The 14,820-nt window shown below is 76.5% G+C and carries 15 protein-coding genes and 1 tRNA gene; 2 read left to right on the forward strand and 14 right to left on the reverse strand.

Translation table 11 applies throughout. From position 1 onward, the window contains the following. Window positions 1-19: 19 nt before the first annotated feature. From SK069_RS02320 to SK069_RS02345, 6 genes are all read right to left on the reverse strand, one after another. On the reverse strand, window positions 20-2,305 hold the full coding sequence (locus tag SK069_RS02320) for an FtsX-like permease family protein (RefSeq protein ID WP_319952564.1): 2,286 nt from the start codon (window positions 2,303-2,305) through the stop codon (window positions 20-22). Then, a complete protein-coding gene (locus SK069_RS02325; protein WP_319952565.1) occupies window positions 2,302-2,994 on the reverse strand; it encodes an ABC transporter ATP-binding protein in 693 nt (230 codons plus the stop codon). Before SK069_RS02325 ends, SK069_RS02320 begins: the two co-directional genes overlap by 4 nt. Continuing rightward, entirely contained in the window at window positions 2,991-3,515 is a 525-nt protein-coding gene (locus SK069_RS02330; RefSeq protein ID WP_319952566.1) for a PadR family transcriptional regulator, read from the reverse strand. Before SK069_RS02330 ends, SK069_RS02325 begins: the two co-directional genes overlap by 4 nt. 542 nt (window positions 3,516-4,057) lie before the next feature. Then, window positions 4,058-5,197: a TolB family protein gene (locus tag SK069_RS02335; protein ID WP_319952567.1), complete on the reverse strand. Its 1,140-nt coding sequence runs from the start codon at window positions 5,195-5,197 to the stop codon at window positions 4,058-4,060. Between the two features lie 64 nt (window positions 5,198-5,261). Next, window positions 5,262-5,408 (reverse strand): hypothetical protein, encoded by a 147-nt coding sequence (locus SK069_RS02340; protein WP_319952568.1) that lies wholly within the window; start codon window positions 5,406-5,408, stop codon window positions 5,262-5,264. A gap of 150 nt (window positions 5,409-5,558) precedes the next feature. Further along, window positions 5,559-5,632 (reverse strand) — tRNA-Gly (locus SK069_RS02345). Between the two features lie 117 nt (window positions 5,633-5,749). Here SK069_RS02345 and rsgA point away from each other — a divergent pair. Then, the gene (gene rsgA, locus SK069_RS02350; RefSeq protein WP_319952569.1) at window positions 5,750-6,871 is read left to right on the forward strand and encodes a ribosome small subunit-dependent GTPase A; all 1,122 of its coding nucleotides are present in this window, start codon (window positions 5,750-5,752) and stop codon (window positions 6,869-6,871) included. A 6-nt stretch (window positions 6,872-6,877) separates the two neighbouring features. Here the strand turns inward: rsgA and SK069_RS02355 are convergent, their stop codons facing one another. The 3 genes from SK069_RS02355 to SK069_RS02365 form a co-directional block, all read right to left on the reverse strand. Next, complete coding sequence (locus SK069_RS02355) at window positions 6,878-7,678, reverse strand: hypothetical protein (protein WP_319952570.1); 801 nt, start codon at window positions 7,676-7,678, stop codon at window positions 6,878-6,880. 134 nt (window positions 7,679-7,812) lie between these two features. Further along, window positions 7,813-8,601, reverse strand: coding sequence for an RNA polymerase sigma factor WhiG (whiG, locus tag SK069_RS02360; protein ID WP_319952571.1), 789 nt, complete (start codon window positions 8,599-8,601; stop codon window positions 7,813-7,815). A 32-nt stretch (window positions 8,602-8,633) separates the two neighbouring features. Further along, window positions 8,634-9,563 carry a tyrosine-type recombinase/integrase gene (locus SK069_RS02365; protein ID WP_319952572.1) on the reverse strand — a complete coding sequence of 310 codons (930 nt, stop codon included), beginning with the start codon at window positions 9,561-9,563 and terminating at the stop codon, window positions 8,634-8,636. Between the two features lie 13 nt (window positions 9,564-9,576). Here SK069_RS02365 and SK069_RS02370 point away from each other — a divergent pair, with 13 nt between their 5' ends. Continuing rightward, window positions 9,577-9,918, forward strand: coding sequence for a hypothetical protein (locus tag SK069_RS02370; protein ID WP_319952573.1), 342 nt, complete (start codon window positions 9,577-9,579; stop codon window positions 9,916-9,918). A 91-nt stretch (window positions 9,919-10,009) separates the two neighbouring features. On the opposite strand, the gene SK069_RS02375 is transcribed toward SK069_RS02370, so the two are convergent. The 5 genes from SK069_RS02375 to thiD all read right to left on the reverse strand — a co-directional run bounded on the left by SK069_RS02375 (window position 10,010) and on the right by thiD (window position 14,746). Beyond that, window positions 10,010-11,047: a L,D-transpeptidase family protein gene (locus tag SK069_RS02375; protein WP_319952574.1), complete on the reverse strand. Its 1,038-nt coding sequence runs from the start codon at window positions 11,045-11,047 to the stop codon at window positions 10,010-10,012. Window positions 11,048-11,143: 96 nt separating this feature from the next. Next, on the reverse strand, window positions 11,144-12,355 hold the full coding sequence (locus SK069_RS02380) for an NAD-dependent epimerase/dehydratase family protein (RefSeq protein ID WP_406628242.1): 1,212 nt from the start codon (window positions 12,353-12,355) through the stop codon (window positions 11,144-11,146). Continuing rightward, on the reverse strand, window positions 12,352-13,155 hold the full coding sequence (locus SK069_RS02385) for a lysophospholipid acyltransferase family protein (protein WP_319952576.1): 804 nt from the start codon (window positions 13,153-13,155) through the stop codon (window positions 12,352-12,354). The genes SK069_RS02380 and SK069_RS02385 overlap by 4 nt, the downstream gene beginning before the upstream one ends. Before the next feature lie 95 nt (window positions 13,156-13,250). Continuing rightward, entirely contained in the window at window positions 13,251-13,889 is a 639-nt protein-coding gene (locus SK069_RS02390) for a hypothetical protein (RefSeq protein WP_319952577.1), read from the reverse strand. Beyond that, window positions 13,886-14,746, reverse strand: a complete 861-nt coding sequence (gene thiD, locus SK069_RS02395) for a bifunctional hydroxymethylpyrimidine kinase/phosphomethylpyrimidine kinase (protein WP_319952578.1) — start codon at window positions 14,744-14,746, stop codon at window positions 13,886-13,888. Before thiD ends, SK069_RS02390 begins: the two co-directional genes overlap by 4 nt. Window positions 14,747-14,820 lie beyond the last annotated feature (74 nt).

Genomic DNA, 14,820 nt, shown 5'->3' on the forward strand with positions numbered 1-14,820 from the left:
GTCCACCGGTCACGCCGCGTCACTCCGTCCGCAGCCCCTCGGGTCGCAGGATCCGCCCGAGCGCGGGCCCCGTCAGGACGGTGACGAGGGGGACGACGGCCGCGCCGACGCCGACGACGAGGAGCGTCGCTCCGACGTCGATCCGGACGGGCTCGCCGACGAGTCGCAGGAGGACGATCCCCAGCGCCGTCCCGGCGAGCACGGCGACGGCGAGACCGAGAGCCACCGGGACCGCCGTCTCCAGGAGCACGGAGCGTCGGATCGTCCGCGGCGGGGTGCCGAAGGCGACGAGGGCGGCGAGCAGCCGCCGGCGCTCGTGCAACTGCTGCAGGGCCGAGACGAGCATGCTCGCGCCGATGAGGACGAGCACCGCGATCGCTCCGGCGACGATCCCGCGCCGCACGACGAGGAACTCGCCGTCGGCGCGCGTCGCGGTGAGCTCGGACACGACGGTCAGCGGCCCGAGGCGCGCCGCCTCGTTGCGCAGGTGCTCGAGCGCGTCGCGCCGGCCGTCGAGGCGGACCGCCGCGGCGGCCGACAGTCCCGGCAGCGCGCGGCGGTCCGCGGCCGCCGGGGTCAGCAGCACGCCCTCCGTCGGTCCGCCGTCGATGACGCTCGGCCGCGACGCCACGCGTCGTGCTTCGGTAGGGACGCGCCACCGCGCGCGCCCGTCGCGCCACGCCGAGCCAGGAGCCGGGACGACGACTCCGGGCCCGCCACGGGCGAGGAAGGCGTCGCCGTCGGCGCACGACCGCAGCACCGCGAGGCGGCGGAGGACCCGACAGGAGGCGACGGTGACCACCGACGTCGTGCCGTCGCGGCGCTCGATGAGCGTCTTCTCTCGCACGAGCGCGGCCTCGGCACCGGCGCGGCGCAGCGCGGCGCGCAGTTGCTCGGCCGACGGTCGGCCGGGGCCGGTGGTGGTCAGCACCTGCGCGTCGTAGCGCGCGACGTCGGCGCCGGTCTGCACGGTCGACGCGTCCTCGGCCGCCGCGAAGAGCGTCTGCAGCGCGATCGCGCCGGCCACCGCGACCGCGATCCCGCTGACGACCCGGGCGGCCGCCCCGCCGTCGGCCTGGAGCCGGCGAACCGCGAGCGTCCACGGCACCGGTCCGGGACGGAGCCCTCGGACGACCCGCTCGACGAGCCACGGCAGCACCGCGGTGATCCCGACGAGGACGCAGGCGATGCCGGCTGCGGCGAGCCACGGATCGAGCCGCTCCCCGGCGGCGACGTCGGTGCGCAGGAGCGGCACGAGCAGCAGCAGGCCCAGCACGGGAAGCGCGAGCCGCCAGGCGAGGCGCCGCGGCCGCGCCCCGCCGCGCCGCACGACGCCGAGCGGGTCGATCGCGAGGCGTCCGAGCGCGAGCTGCGTGACGCCGACCGACACCGCGGGGACCGCGACCGCGATGAGGACCGCGAGACCCGTCGCCGGCCGCAGGTCGCCCGGGAAGACGCTCAGGTCGCCGACCCGCGCCCCGGACGCGAGCTGCCGCGCGCCGAGGAAGAACCCCGCGCCGGCGACGAGCCCGAGCAGCGCCCCGAGCAGGGCCTCACCGCCCGCGATCCGGCGCACCATCCGGCGGTCGGCACCGACGAGCGACAGCGCGGCGAGGCGGCGATCGCGCTCCTCCCCGCCGAAGCGGACCGCGGCGCCGACGAACACGGCCACCGGCACGAGCAGCACGACGAGCGCGACGACGACGAGCAGGGCCAGGATCGGCGACTGCCCCTCGGACTGCCCCGTGTCCCCGAAGCGGTCGATCCGTCGCACGCCGTCGGGCCCGACGCGCAGGTCGTCGCGACCGGCCCAGAAGGCGAGCTCGCCCGGTCCGCTCAGACCGGCATCGGCGATCGTGCCGACGATCCGGCCGGGCACGCGCGGGCGCAGCAGCGGGCCGTCGGAGCCGGCGAGCAGCCGGCGGAGGCGCGGGGAGACGACGACCTCGCCGGCCCCAGGCAGCCGTGCGAGACCGGGCGGGAACGGGGCCTGGCGCCCCTCCGGCTGCACGAGCCGCCCGCGGACGTTCTCGTCGCGGAACCGCACCGCGACGTCGGCGACGAGCAGCGTGCGGGGCCCGCGGGCGGTCGGGGCGTCGGAGAGCTGGAAGTCGTCGCGCGCCGCGGTCCGCGCGTCGCGGGCGTCGAGCGCCGTCGGCGTGGCGGCGGCGAGCAGCAGCAGCGCGACGCCGAGCCCGACGCCGACCGCGGTCATCGCGGTGCGCGACCACGACGCCCGTCCGCCGGAGACGGCCAGGCGGGCGCCGAGCAGCAGCTCGCGCGCCCAGGCGCCGGCGCGGCTCACGCGAGGAGCTCCGTCGTGCGGGTGCGGCCGTCGCGCACGACGACCTCGCGGTCCGACCAGCCGGCGACGCGTGCCTCGTGGGTGACGAGCACGACCGCTGCGCCGCTCTCGCGCGCCGCGCCGGCGAGGAGGTCCATCACGCGCTCCCCGTTGAGCGAGTCCAGCGCCCCGGTCGGCTCGTCGGCGAAGACCACGCGTGGCGTCGTGACGAGCGCCCGTGCGACCGCGACCCGCTGGCCCTGGCCGCCCGAGACGCGTCCCGGCGTCTGGCGGGCGACGTCGGCGACCTCGAGCCGCTCCAGCCAGGCGATCGCCCGGGCGTCGGCCTCGCGGCGCGGCACGCCGTCCAGCCGCAGCGGCAGCGCGACGTTCTCCGCGCAGCTGAGTTCCGGGACGAGCTGACCGAACTGGAAGACGAACCCGAACGCCGACCGGCGCAGCGCACCACGCTCGGCGTCCGTGAGCGTCGCGAGGTCGCGCCCGTCGAAGCGGACGGTGCCGCGGTCGGGTCGCACGATGCCCGCGAGGCAGTGCAGCAGCGTCGACTTGCCGGAGCCCGACGGACCCATGATCGCGACGACCTCGCCGGGGTCGACGGCGAACGTCGCGCCCTCGAGGGCGGTGGTCGCGCCGAACGCCTTGTGCAGGTCGGTCCCGACGAGCAGCGGCCTGGCCGCCGGGCCGGTCACGACGTCACCTGCGCGCGGAGCCCGTCGAGTCGCGCGGCCGTCAGCTCGAGCCAGCGCAGGTCGGCCTCGAGGTGGAACAGCGCGTGGTCGCACACGAGCTGATCGGCGAGGTCACCGTCGCGCTTGCGTCGCGTGAGCTCGCGCATCGCGTCGAGGTGCGCCGCGCGCTGCGTGTCGAGGATGTCGGCGGCGGGGCGGCCCGTGAGCAGGGCGAGGACGACCTTGCCGTAGAGCGTCGTCTGCAGGTACTGCTCCGGGCGCTCCGGCTGGGCGAGCCAGAGGTCGACGTCGGCGACCCCGGCGTCCGTGATGGCGTAGCGCTTGCGCTCCGGCCCGCCACCCGGCTCGATCCCGTCGAGCTCGACGAGGCCGTGCTTGAGCAGCCGCTGGAGCGTGGCGTACACCTGGCCGTACGCCAGCGGGCGGTCCTGGCCAAAACGCTCGTCGTAGGCGCGCTTCAGGTCGTACCCGTGGCTCGGCCCCGACTCCAGGAGCCCGAGGAACGCCTTCGAGATCTGCATGGGCGGCGACTATACACACCGAGTATTCTCTTGGTGTAGAGAACGCGAGGAGACCGGTTGCATGCCCGCACGGCGGACCCACGCGGGCGACGACGGCGAGATCGCTGCCGGCGACCGCGTCGGCGAGCGTCCGCGGACTCCACGCGAGGCCCTCGACGTGCTCGGTGACCCGCAGGACGGCGCAGGCGTCGACGATCGGGGCGGCAGCACGGTCTCGCGACCCCGCGCCGCACCCGGCCAGGCCGCCCGCGAGGGTCGGGGCGAGCGCTGCGGAACGGCTGCTCGGGACGGGGACGCCGCCTCCCGTGGCGCAGGAGCCCCTGTTCCAGGGGGGCGCCGGCACGAGCCCGCGGACACCCTCATCACGTCGCGTCCACGACCCGGAGGCGGCGTCCCCGTCCCGAGCTCGCCGAACGGAGTTGACGGCGTACTCGTGGACAGTGTACTCCCCCCTGCGTCGAGGCACCGATCACGCGGGCGGGCCGCCGCGCGCGACGCGTCGTCATCGCGGCACGGCGGTCGGCGGTGGCGCGATCTCGGGCTCAGAGCGGCGCGCCGCCGGGCCACGGCGTCGCCACGGTCAGCTCGTCGCCCTCGGCGACCACCGGTCCGCCGCTGCTCCCGCCGACGCCGCCGATCGTCACGAGCTGCAGCCGGGGCCGACGGCCGTGCCCGGGCACGTCGTCGGCGCCGCCGACGACGACGGCGATGCGCCCGTCGACGAGCGGATGCAGACCGCGCACGCCGTCGCCGGCGTCGTACCCGAACCGCCCGAGGACGACCCCGGTCTCCTCCACCGTCCCGCCGGGGTCGACGGTGACGAGGCGCAGCTCGCTGGACGTGCGGCCGTCCCGCGCGGCGAGCGCGACGAGTCCCGGACCACCCCCGACCGGCGCGATCGCCGCCAGCGGGATCCCCTCGTCGGCGGGGCGGGCGACGACCGTGCGGACCGCCTGCCCGTCCCAGCGCTGGATGCGGGAGGCGAGGATCCCGGCGAGCTCGCCGTCCCGCAGTCGCACGCGCGTGCTCGCCCAGGCGACCCCGCTGCCGTCCCAGGTCGGGGACTCGGGAAGCCAGACCCGGGATCCCCGGAGCGGGGCGCGCGCGATCGTCCGGCTCCGGCGACCGTCACCGACCACCAGATCGGGCGCGGCGTCCTCGCCGACGGCGACCATCCACGCCAGGCGGCGGCCGTCCGGCGCCCACGCGGGCGCGCCGAGCACGCGCCGGCCGCCCACGATCCGGCACCGCCGCGAGCCGACCGCGCAGGTCCGCAGCTGGTCGCGGAACCGGCCCGGCCGGGCCCCGACGACCGCCAGGCGCGTCCCGTCCGGCGAGAACCGCAGCACGACCGCCCGGCCGGTCCGGCGGATGGTGCGGACCCGCCCGCTCGCGAGGTCCACCACCCGGACCGCGTCGTCGCCGTGTCGCGCGGCCAGGCGCGTGCCGTCGCCGGAGAGCGCCAGCGCGACGTCCCCGCGACTGCTGCGGGCGAGGCGCAGGACGGTCCGTCGCGTCCCGTCGACGCCGGCGACCGCGACGCTCCGCCCGTCCCGCACCGCGTAGAGCGCCGGCGGCCCGCCGGCCGCCGCGACCCCGCTGGTCGGCGGCGCCACGGCGAGCAGCGCGACAGCCGCAGCGGACGCCACCGCCGCGGGCGGGAGCAACGGTCGGAGCGGCATGCGCGCACGCTACGGCGAGGCGCGAGCGACGCGCAACCGCACGCTCCCGCGTCGCCCGGGGCGGTCAGCCGAGCGTGCCGGTCTCGAGCACGAGGTACACGCCGAGCGCCAGGACGCCGAGCAGGACCACCCAGTAGAGCCACCGCACGATGCGACGCGACCGGGAGTCCGGAGCGAAGATCTCCGCCAGCACCTCGCCACCCGTGCACATGCGCGGGAGCTTACGAACGACCGCGGAACGCCGCGCCAGACACGTCGAGCCCGAGCGGGTTCCGCGCTGCCGACGCCGCCGTGAGCCGCGCGCCACCGCACGACCGCCGGAGAACGCGAAAGCCCCGCCGGGGCGGGGCTTTCGTTCAGGAGCGGATGATGGGACTCGAACCCACGACCTTCTGCATGGCAAGCAGACGCTCTAGCCAACTGAGCTACATCCGCGCGGGAGCAGCAATATAGCGGGCCGGATCGGCGGGCGCGTCGCGGTCGGACGGCGGAGCGCGTGGCGGCGAGCGCGTAGGATCCGGGCCGATGCCCGCCCCCCTCGGCGCCTGACGGATGGACGACGGACGCGACGACGCGCCCGTGCCCGCGCCGCCGGAGCCCGACGACGTCGCCGACCTCTGGGACCTCGACGATCCGCTCGCCGCGGCCGGCTACGACGAGGCGATCGCGGCGCGGCTCGCGCCGGCGCTGGCCGACCGGCCCGAGCGACGACCGGCCCGCGTGGCGCGGATCGAGTACGGCGGCTGCCACCTCGTCACCGCCGACGGCCGGCGGCCCGGCGTCGCGCGGCTCCCTCGCGCGTCGACCTACGACGACGACCGGGCGGAGACGCCGCTGGCCGTCGGGGACTGGGTCGCCGTCGAGCGGGACTCCAGCGACGACCGACTGCTCGCCGTCGACGTCGCCCCGCGCGAGCGGCGCGTCGGACGCCGCGACCCGTCGCGCGAGCTGCTCGAGCAGGTCCTCGCGGCGAACGTCGCCGCGGTGCTCGTCGTCCACCCGCTCGACCGGCCCCTGCGGCCCGGCCGGATCGAGCGCTCGCTCGTCGTCGCGCACGAGGGCGGCGCCCAGCCGATCGTCGTCGCGACGAAGATCGACCTGGACCTCCCCGGCGCGTGGCAGGCGGTGCGCGACGCCGTGCCGCCCGACGTGCCCGCCGTGGCCGTGTCCAAGCGGGACGGCCGCGGGCTCGACGAGGTCCTCGCCCTGCTGCCGCGAGGCGAGACGACGGCGCTCATCGGCGAGTCCGGCGCCGGGAAGTCGTCGATCATCAACGCGCTCCTCGGCCAGAACGTCCTGCAGACCGGCAGCGTCCGCGCGCGCGACGCGAAGGGTCGCCACACCACGACGGCCCGCGAGCTCGTCCCGCTCGACGGCACCGGCACCTGCCTGCTCGACACGCCCGGCACGCGCGAGCTCGGGATGGTGCGCGACACCGGCGGCCTCGCCGCGGCGTTCTCCGACATCGAGGAGCTCGCGGCCGGCTGCCGGTTCGCCGACTGCCGGCACGACCGCGAGGCCGGGTGCGCCGTCATCGCCGCGGTCGAGGCGGGCGCGCTGCCCGACCAGCGCCGGCGCTCGTTCCTCGAGCTGCGGGCCGAGATCGAGGAGCTCGACGGCAAGCGCGAGGATCGCGAGCGGCGCCTGGGCGAGGGTCGGCGCCCGCGCCGCTGAGGAGCCTCAGGCCTGGGCGGGCTGGCCGCTGCCGAGGTAGAGGTACCCGTGCTCGTCGGCCACGGCGTTGGGCTCGACGTCGCCCGGGTCGAGCTCCGCCAGCGCCGTGCCCTGGTCGAGCACGTGGACGCCGTCGCCCTCGCGCGCGAGGTCGAGCTCGAACCGGTACCAGGTGAGCTCCCACGCGACGACGATCCGCATCCGCGAGTCGCCGACGCCCCGGATCGTCACCCACGGCGCCCCGAGGGAGCGGGCGATGCCCGACAGCGTCCGCGGGTGCGGCGAGTGGTTGTAGAGGTCGATCGCGCGCGCCGCCATCCGCGCACCCGCGCTGATGACCTGCGCCCGGTCGCCGGTCGCGGTCGTGCCGTGCGCCGCGAGCGGCGAGGCGTGCTGCTCCTCCTCGACCGTGATGCCCAGCTCGTCCTCGAGCGTGTGGATGTGGCGGCGCGAGGGCGCCGGGACGCCGAGATCCACCTCGCCCCGCTCGTCCGGTCGCTCGGCGTCGGGGTCGGGGCGACGGCGCCGGGTGCCGCTCGCGCGAGCCGGGGTCGGCCGGCTCCGTCCACCGCGCCGCCCGCCGCGGGCGCGGCGCAGGCGGTCCAGCAGCGACGGCCCGCGCTCGGGCTCCAGCGTCAGCGCATCGCCGACGCCGATCCGGATCCAGCCGGCGTGCAGCGCGCGCGGGACGCAGAGCTCGCAGACCTCGCGACGCTCGCCGTCGTGCAGGAAGATCTCCGGCTCCTCGCCCCGCAGGAGGTGCCTGCCGCAGGACGCGCAGACGAGGTACGAGGTGGGCGTGGACACCAGATCGAGGCTAGCATCCGGCCGGCGCTCCGCCACCCGTCGGCAGCCGCCGCCCGCCGCCTCCACGGACGGTCGGTGGGCCGGCGCTCAGCCCGGTTCCGCGGATGATCGGCCGAGCCTCGGCGGATCGAGGCTCAGGCGAGCTCGGCCTCGCCACCGGCGAGACGGGCGCGCAGCCGCAGGACGGCCTTCGTGTGCAGCTGCGAGGCGCGCGACTCGGTCACGCCGAGGACCTCGCCGATCTCGCGCAGCGTCAGGTTCTCGTAGTAGTAGAGCGCGATCACGACCTTCTCGCGCTCCGGCAGCCGCTGGATCGCGTCGCCGACCTGATCGCGCAGGTCCTGGTCGGCGAGCATCGCCTCCGGGTCCTCGGCGCGCTCGTCCTCGATCGTGTCCAGCAGCGACACCTGGTCGCCGGACGCGTCGCTGACGCTCCACATCTCGTCGAGCGCGTGGACGGTCGCCTGCGAGACCTGCAGCAGCGAGTCCTGGAAGTCGCGGACCGTCACGCCCAGCGCGTCGGCCATCTCCTCGTCGGTCGGGGCGCGGTGCAGCCGGTGCTCGAGCTGGCTGTGCGTGCGCTCGATCTCGCGGGCCCGTGCGCGCACCGATCGGGGCACCCAGTCCTGCGAGCGCAGCTCGTCGATGATCGCGCCGCGGATCCGCGTGACCGCGTACGTCTCGAAGCGCACGTCCCGGGAGGGATCGAAGCGGTCCACCGCCGAGGTCAGCCCCACCATCCCGTAGGAGATGAGGTCTCCCTCCTCGACGTGCGGTGGGAGGGTGGCGGCGATCCGGCCTGCCACCCACTTCACGAGCGGCGCGTGCTGGAGCACGAGCTGCTCGCGCGCGTACTGGTCCTTGTCGGCGCGCAGGCGGCGCCAGAGCTCGCGCTGATCGGTCGGTCGTGGCTCGACGGGCAACGGGATGTACGCAGTCGGTCGGACGGGGTCCGTCAGGCTCGTGGATGGCTGCGACGGTACGCCGCTCGCAGCCGGGTCGACTCTACCCGAGTGTAGACCTGCGTCGTGGACAACTGTGCGTGTCCCAGCAGCTCCTGGATCGCACGGAGGTCCGCTCCGCCGTCCAGGAGGTGGGTGGCGAAGGAGTGGCGCAGCGCGTGCGGGTGCAGATCGCTCGGGAGCCCGGCGTGTCGGACCCACCGGTCCAGGCGGCGGCGGACGTCGCTCGTGGACAGCCGACGCCCGCGTCGCGACAGGAGCAGCGCGCCGTCGTCGGCCGCCGGATCGCGCAGCGCCGGCCGACCGCGGCCGAGGTAGCGCTGCACCGCGTCGACCGCGGGATCGCCGACCGGGACGGTCCGCGTCCGCTCCCCCTTGCCGGTCACGCGGACCTGGGCCGGACCGGCGCCCTCCCCCAGGTCGAGGTCGACGACGTCGATCCGGACGAGCTCGGCGGCCCGCAGCCCGCACCCGTAGGCGAGCTCGAGCATGGCGCGATCCCGCAGCGCGAGCGCGTCGTCGTCGGCCGGGATGCGCTCGAGCAGCTGCGCCGCCTCGGCGGGCTTCACGATCCGCGGCAGGTGCTGGGGCCGGCGCGGCGCCGGGGCGAGCTCGGCGGGGTTGCCCGCCACGAGACCCGCCGCCTTCCACGACCGGAACCCGGAGCGCAGCGCCGCCAGCGCGCGCGTGACGGTCGTGGCCGCCGCGCCGCCGGCCGTGAGGAACTGCGTGTACCGGCGGACCGCCTTGACGTCGACGGCCTCGGGGCCGCGCAGCCCGGCCGAGGCGCACCACGCCGCGAACCGCGCGAGGTCGCCCGCGTAGGCCTTGCGGGTCCGCGCGGCCGCTCCACGCCGCTCCTGGTCGCGATCGGCGAGCTCGAGCGCGGCGCGCCAGGAGGCGCCGGGGGCCGCGTCGGTCATATCCTCAGGCGTCGTGGGCTCGTTCTTCATCGATACGCGGTCCGGCCAGGTGGCCACGAAGCGGCAGCTCATCGCCGCCGGGCTGTGCAGCCCGATCGACGATCCGCAGCTTCCGTGGCATCCGATCCGGGGCGACATCGACGCGTCCACCCTTTGGTACTCGGTGCTGCGCAAGCAGGAGCGCGGCATCTGGCTGGGCACCGTCGCCTTTCGCCGCGGGGACCACCACCTCCTGCTGCTCCGTCAGGGCTGGGAGGAGATCGACATCGAGGAGATCGCCGCGTTCGGCCCCGAGGCCGGCGCTGAGGGCGACGGCGAGCGCGCCGAGATCGCCCGCTCGCCCTTCGACGACTGATCCCGGACCGCCCCGAGGGGTCGGGGCGCCTCGCCGCGGCTGACCCGCGGTCCGGGCGGCGAGGGAACGCCGGCGCTGCCGGTCGAGGGACCTAGAGGATCCAGATCGGCGTGCCGACCGGAACGCGCGGATACAGGTCGATGACGTCCGGGACGTGCATCCGCAGGCAGCCGTGCGAGGCGTTCGTGCCGATCGAGGCGTCGTCGGACGTGCCGTGGATCCCGACGCCGTCGTAGATCCCCAGCCAGCGCGCCTTGATCGGGTTGGACGGCCCCGGCGGCACGACCGTCCCGGCGAGGTCGCCGGCCCACGCGGAGTTCGGGACGTGCCAGGCGGGGTTCTCCGCCTTGTTGTGGATCTGGTACTGGCCGGCGGGGGTGTCGTGCCCGGCCTTGCCGACCGAGATGCCGTACGTCTTGACGAGCTTCAGGTTCTTGTAGAGCTTCAGCTGGAACGTGCTGCGGCTCGCGACGAGGACCGTGCCGTACTTCTTGCGGACCTCGCCGTTGGTGACCTTCGGCTGCTGCTTGTGGGTGTAGGCCGAGACCTGATGCGGGGCCGAGGGGTCCTTCAGCGCCTTGCGCACGAGGTCGGCGACCCGCTCGCGCTGCAGGCGCAGCCCGACGCGGGCCCGCTTGACGCGGAGCTTCCCGTCGGTGAACTCGACCGACGCGTCCTGCGGATCGCGGTGCAGCCCCCGCTCGACGCGGTTCAGCAGCGCCGTGATCGCCGTGCGCGAGTACGAGGAGGTCGTCGCGATCTCGCGGTCGACCTCGCCGCCGGTGACCTTGCGCAGCATCCGGGAGAACGCGTTGCCGTCCTCGGCCACCCGCTGCGCCTCGGCGATGGCGCCGTCGATGTCGACGTCGACCTTCGCCGTCTGCGGCGTGAGCGTCCAGGCCTTGTCGGAGTGGACGATCCGGACCGGCTTGCGGAGCTTGCCGAGCAGCTCGGTACGGACCTTCTCGCGGGCGTCGTCGGAGGTCAGCCCGCCGACGTCGACCCCGCCGACGGTCACCCCGTCGGGGATCTTCTTCGCCGTGCTGGCGTCGGCGACGAGCACGCCGCCGCTGACGACGAGCAGGACGAGCACGACGCTCGCGAGTACGACGACTGTCCGTTGCGCCATGGCCGATCCAGAATCGTAGCGGCCCGCGCGGCGTCCTCGCAGCACCGGACGTCCCGGCGTGGTCCCGGCTCGAACGTCCGCCGCGGATCGCGGCGCTCAGCGCCGCTCGAGCAGCAGGTCGATCTCGTCGAGGATCCGGCGGCGCGCCGGGCCGTCCGCCTCGTGGGCGCGCAGGGCGCGCAGCGCCTCGGGATCCAGCGAGGGGAGGAGGTCGAGCAGGGCCTCGGGCTCCAGCGCCGCGACGCCGCGACGCTCCGCCGCCTCCGGATCGGCGGCCGCCTCGCGAACCGACGGGCTGTAGCGCAGGAACGCCTCGACCTCGGGGTCGTAGGGCTCGGGCTCTCCGGGGTGCAGCACGCGCCGCCGGCGGCGGACGCCCTCGGCGCCCAGCAGCGCCTCCCGGGTCGTGGCGCGATAGGCGAAGCCGGTCTGCTTCAGGCGCCGGTTGTCGAGGCCGCGGCCGTACCGCAGCTGGCCGGCCACGTCGAGCGCCGCCGCCAGGCCCGCGCGCTGGAGGATCCCGGCGAGCAGGCCGCTGCCCCACGGCGGCAGCAGCGGCGCGTGGGCCCGGCCGAGGATCCGCAGCGCCTCGCTGAGCGCGAGCGTCCCGTCGGCGGCGACGATCCACGGCCCGGCGAGCTCCTCCGCGACGACGTGGGCGACCGCGGCGGCGGCGTCCTCCTCCTGGACGACCTGCAGCGGTGGGTCGAACCCGAGCACCGTGGGCAGCAGCGGCAGGCGGTCGGCGACCTGCAGGAGCCCGGAGCCGGCCGGCCCGACCGGATCGGCGAGCCGCACCGTCGCGAGCTCGAGCGCGCCGTGCCGATCGGCGGCGCGCGCGGCGGCGTCCTCGATCTCCGCCAGCGCCCGCTGGCGGGGGCTGCGTGGCGGTCGGGGCGCCGTCGCCTCCGTCAGGAACGTCGGCAGGTCGCGGTGCCAGCCGTAGCGGTGCACCGATCCGACCGTGACGAGCCGCCGCAGCGGCGATCGCTCCTCGGCGACGGCGGCGGCGATCCGCCGCGTCGTGGCGGCGTGGTCGGCGAGCTCCCGATCGTCCTGCCGGGCGACGGCCGCGGCGGCGCGGAGGTCGACGAGGACCTCGACCGCGGCGCCCCGCACGACGCGCGGCAGCTGGGGCGACCCGGGCGCCAGCCGCACGAACTCCGCGACCGCGAACGGCGCCCCCGGCGGGCGCTCGTCGACGGCGATGAGCGTGCCGATCCGCGGGTCGCGCTCGAGCGCGCCCACGACGAGCGCCCCGAGGCGGCTCGCCGCGGCGGTGACGAGGACGCGCAGCCCGCCGGTCATCCGAGCCACCGCGATCCGCGCTCCCGCCGCAGCTCGTCGGTCGCCGCGCGCAGCGCGCGGGCCGTCGCGACGGCGGCGCCGACGGCCCGCTGGCGATCGTCGGCACCGGCGGTCGTCGGCTGGGGGTCCAGCGCGCGCAGGCGGATCTTCGCCGGCAGGTACAGGAGGAGCCCGAGCGGCCCGAGGTGCGGGAACGCGAGCGTCACCGGCAGCCGTCGGCCGCCGGGCAGCGGCAGTCGCCCGAGGACCGGCTGGGCGTCGTCGATGCCGATGGCGGCGACGGGCAGCAGCGGCGCGCCGACCTGCACCGCGGCGCGCACGGCGGGATGACGCGCCAGCGCGCCGGCGGCGTCCTCGTCCTGCAGGTCCTGGGTCGGGACGCTCACGATGACGAGCTCGCGCTCGTCGCGCAGCAGCCGGGCGAGGTCCTCGTCGTGCGCGCGCACGACGCCGATCCGCGTCAGCAGGACCGACAGCCCAGGCTGGTCGAGGACCGCCGGGTCGGCGCAGGGCCGGGCGATCCGGCGGCGCGGATGGTCCTCCCGGATCGCCTTGGCCAGCAGCGGAGCGATCGGCGAGAGCGCGCCGCCGCCGTTGACCACGAGCACCCCGCCCCCGCGTCCGGGGATCCGTGCGGCCTGCTGGAGCTCGATCCGGAACCAGACCTTGTGCGCGGCCTCGAGCAGCGACCCGTCGAGGGCGTCGCTGGCCCGCGTCGAGCGGCCCCAGTCGTCGAGGTCCCGGTCGGGCTCCACGACCGGCAGGTGGCTGCCGGGCGCCGGTGGCGGAGGCGTCTCCACGTCGGTCATCCTCGCAGGTAGGAGGCGGGAGCCGGTCCTCCGGCGGCCGCGGACGAGCGCCCCATGATCGGCCGCCGGCCGTGCCGGCTCCGGTGCTACTGGGCGGTGCGGCCCCGGCGGACCGGCGCCTGGCCGGCGGCGCGGCCCTCGGCGGTCGCGAGGCGCTCGGCGCGCTCGCGCTCCCACTCCCGCAGCCGCCAGAGGTCGCGCCGGACGCGGCGCCGCGAGGTCGTCGTGCCGGGCGTGGAGATGTGGGCGGAGGCGACGACGCCGCTCTCGTCCCCAGTGAGCGCCATCCAGTTGGCGAGCAGGTCGTCCGTGGCGGTCAGCGGCTCGCTGGGGTCGACGGCGGCCAGGCGGACCTGGCACTCGCCCAGGAGCGTCGTGGTCTGCGGCAGGAACACGACGTAGGGGGCGTGCGGGTAGAGGAGGTACGCGTAGGCGACCCCCGAAGGTGGTCGGCGCCCGGACGGTGCGGGAGCCCGGGGCCGCCGCCCCCAGACGCGCACGAACCCGAGGTCCCGGTACATCGCCCAGGACTCCTCGTCCAGCACGGTCCGCAGGAGGTCTCGTGCGGTGGCCTCGCTGCGGCGGCGCTCCGCGCGGCCCGCGCCGCCGAGCGCCAGCCAGGCGCGCACCGCCGCGGCGCGTCGGGCCAGCAGCGGGACCCACGCCTCGGCGGTCAGCAGCAGCGGCAGCGCCACGATCGCGGCGGTGACGATCCAGAGGGTCATCGCCGCGCCCCCGCGGTCAGGTCCTCGCCGGCGAGGGCGGCCGTCCGCGCCCGCTGGGCGTCGAGGTCGAGCACGTCGACCGGACCGGCGCCCGCGCCGACGTCGCGCCGGCCGTTGCGCACCGCCTCTCCCGCGACCGCGCGGGCGACCCGCGCGGCCTCCGCGAGCGGCAGGCCGAGCGCGAGCTGCGCGGCGAGGGTGCTCGAGTGGGTGCACCCGGAGCCGTGGGCGGCGCCGTCGGGGTGCCGAACGCCGGGGAGGCGGACGAGCGACCCGTCCTCGAGCCGCAGCACGTCCTCGGCCGTCTCGCGGTGGCCGCCGGTCACGAGGACCGCGTCGGGGCCGAGCGCGGCGACCTCCTCGGCGAGCGCCGAGACGTCGATCGGGTCCGCGGCAGCCCGGCCGACGAGCGCCAGCGCCTCGGGCAGGTTCGGCGTCACGACGGTCGTGCGCGGCAGGAGCCGGCCCACGAGCGCGTCGTGGGCGTCGGCGGCGAGCAGGCGCGCGCCGGACTCGGCGACCATCACCGGGTCCAGGACGACGGGGGTGCCGTCGGGCAGCAGGTCGAGCGCCGTGGCCACGGCCTCGATCGTCTCGCGGGTGCCGACCATGCCGATCTTCACGGCATCGACGCCGAGATCCTCCAGCACGACCCGGACCTGCTCGACGATCATCGCGGGCGAGACCTGCTCGATCCGCGTGACGGCGACGGTGCTCTGGGCCGTCAGGCCCACGATCGCGCTCGTCCCCTGCACGCCGGAGGCCGCGAACGCCTTGAGATCGGCCTGGATGCCGGCACCGCCGCCGGAGTCCGACGTGGCGATCGTGAGGCAGACGGGGGTCCGGCGAGCGGCCATCACCGCCGAGGCTACCGCGCTCGCGGACGGCGTCACGCCGCCGGGGGCCGATCGTGGACGAACCATCCGTCGGG

The sequence above is a fragment of the Patulibacter brassicae genome (genome assembly GCF_033949425.1).
Lineage (GTDB): Bacteria > Actinomycetota > Thermoleophilia > Solirubrobacterales > Solirubrobacteraceae > Patulibacter > Patulibacter brassicae.

Excerpts from the sequence above, each read along its gene's own strand:
- SK069_RS02340 (WP_319952568.1), bottom strand. The coding sequence starts at position 5,408 with ATGTGCACGGGTGGCGAGGTGCTGGCGGAGATCTTCGCTCCGGACTCC.
- thiD (WP_319952578.1), bottom strand. The coding sequence starts at position 14,746 with ATGGCCGCTCGCCGGACCCCCGTCTGCCTCACGATCGCCACGTCGGAC.
- SK069_RS02375 (WP_319952574.1), bottom strand. The coding sequence starts at position 11,047 with ATGGCGCAACGGACAGTCGTCGTACTCGCGAGCGTCGTGCTCGTCCTG.
- SK069_RS02380 (WP_406628242.1), bottom strand. The coding sequence starts at position 12,355 with ATGACCGGCGGGCTGCGCGTCCTCGTCACCGCCGCGGCGAGCCGCCTC.
- SK069_RS02330 (WP_319952566.1), bottom strand. The coding sequence starts at position 3,515 with ATGCAGATCTCGAAGGCGTTCCTCGGGCTCCTGGAGTCGGGGCCGAGC.
- SK069_RS02390 (WP_319952577.1), bottom strand. The coding sequence starts at position 13,889 with ATGACCCTCTGGATCGTCACCGCCGCGATCGTGGCGCTGCCGCTGCTG.
- rsgA (WP_319952569.1), top strand. The coding sequence starts at position 5,750 with ATGGACGACGGACGCGACGACGCGCCCGTGCCCGCGCCGCCGGAGCCC.
- SK069_RS02335 (WP_319952567.1), bottom strand. The coding sequence starts at position 5,197 with ATGCCGCTCCGACCGTTGCTCCCGCCCGCGGCGGTGGCGTCCGCTGCG.
- SK069_RS02365 (WP_319952572.1), bottom strand. The coding sequence starts at position 9,563 with ATGACCGACGCGGCCCCCGGCGCCTCCTGGCGCGCCGCGCTCGAGCTC.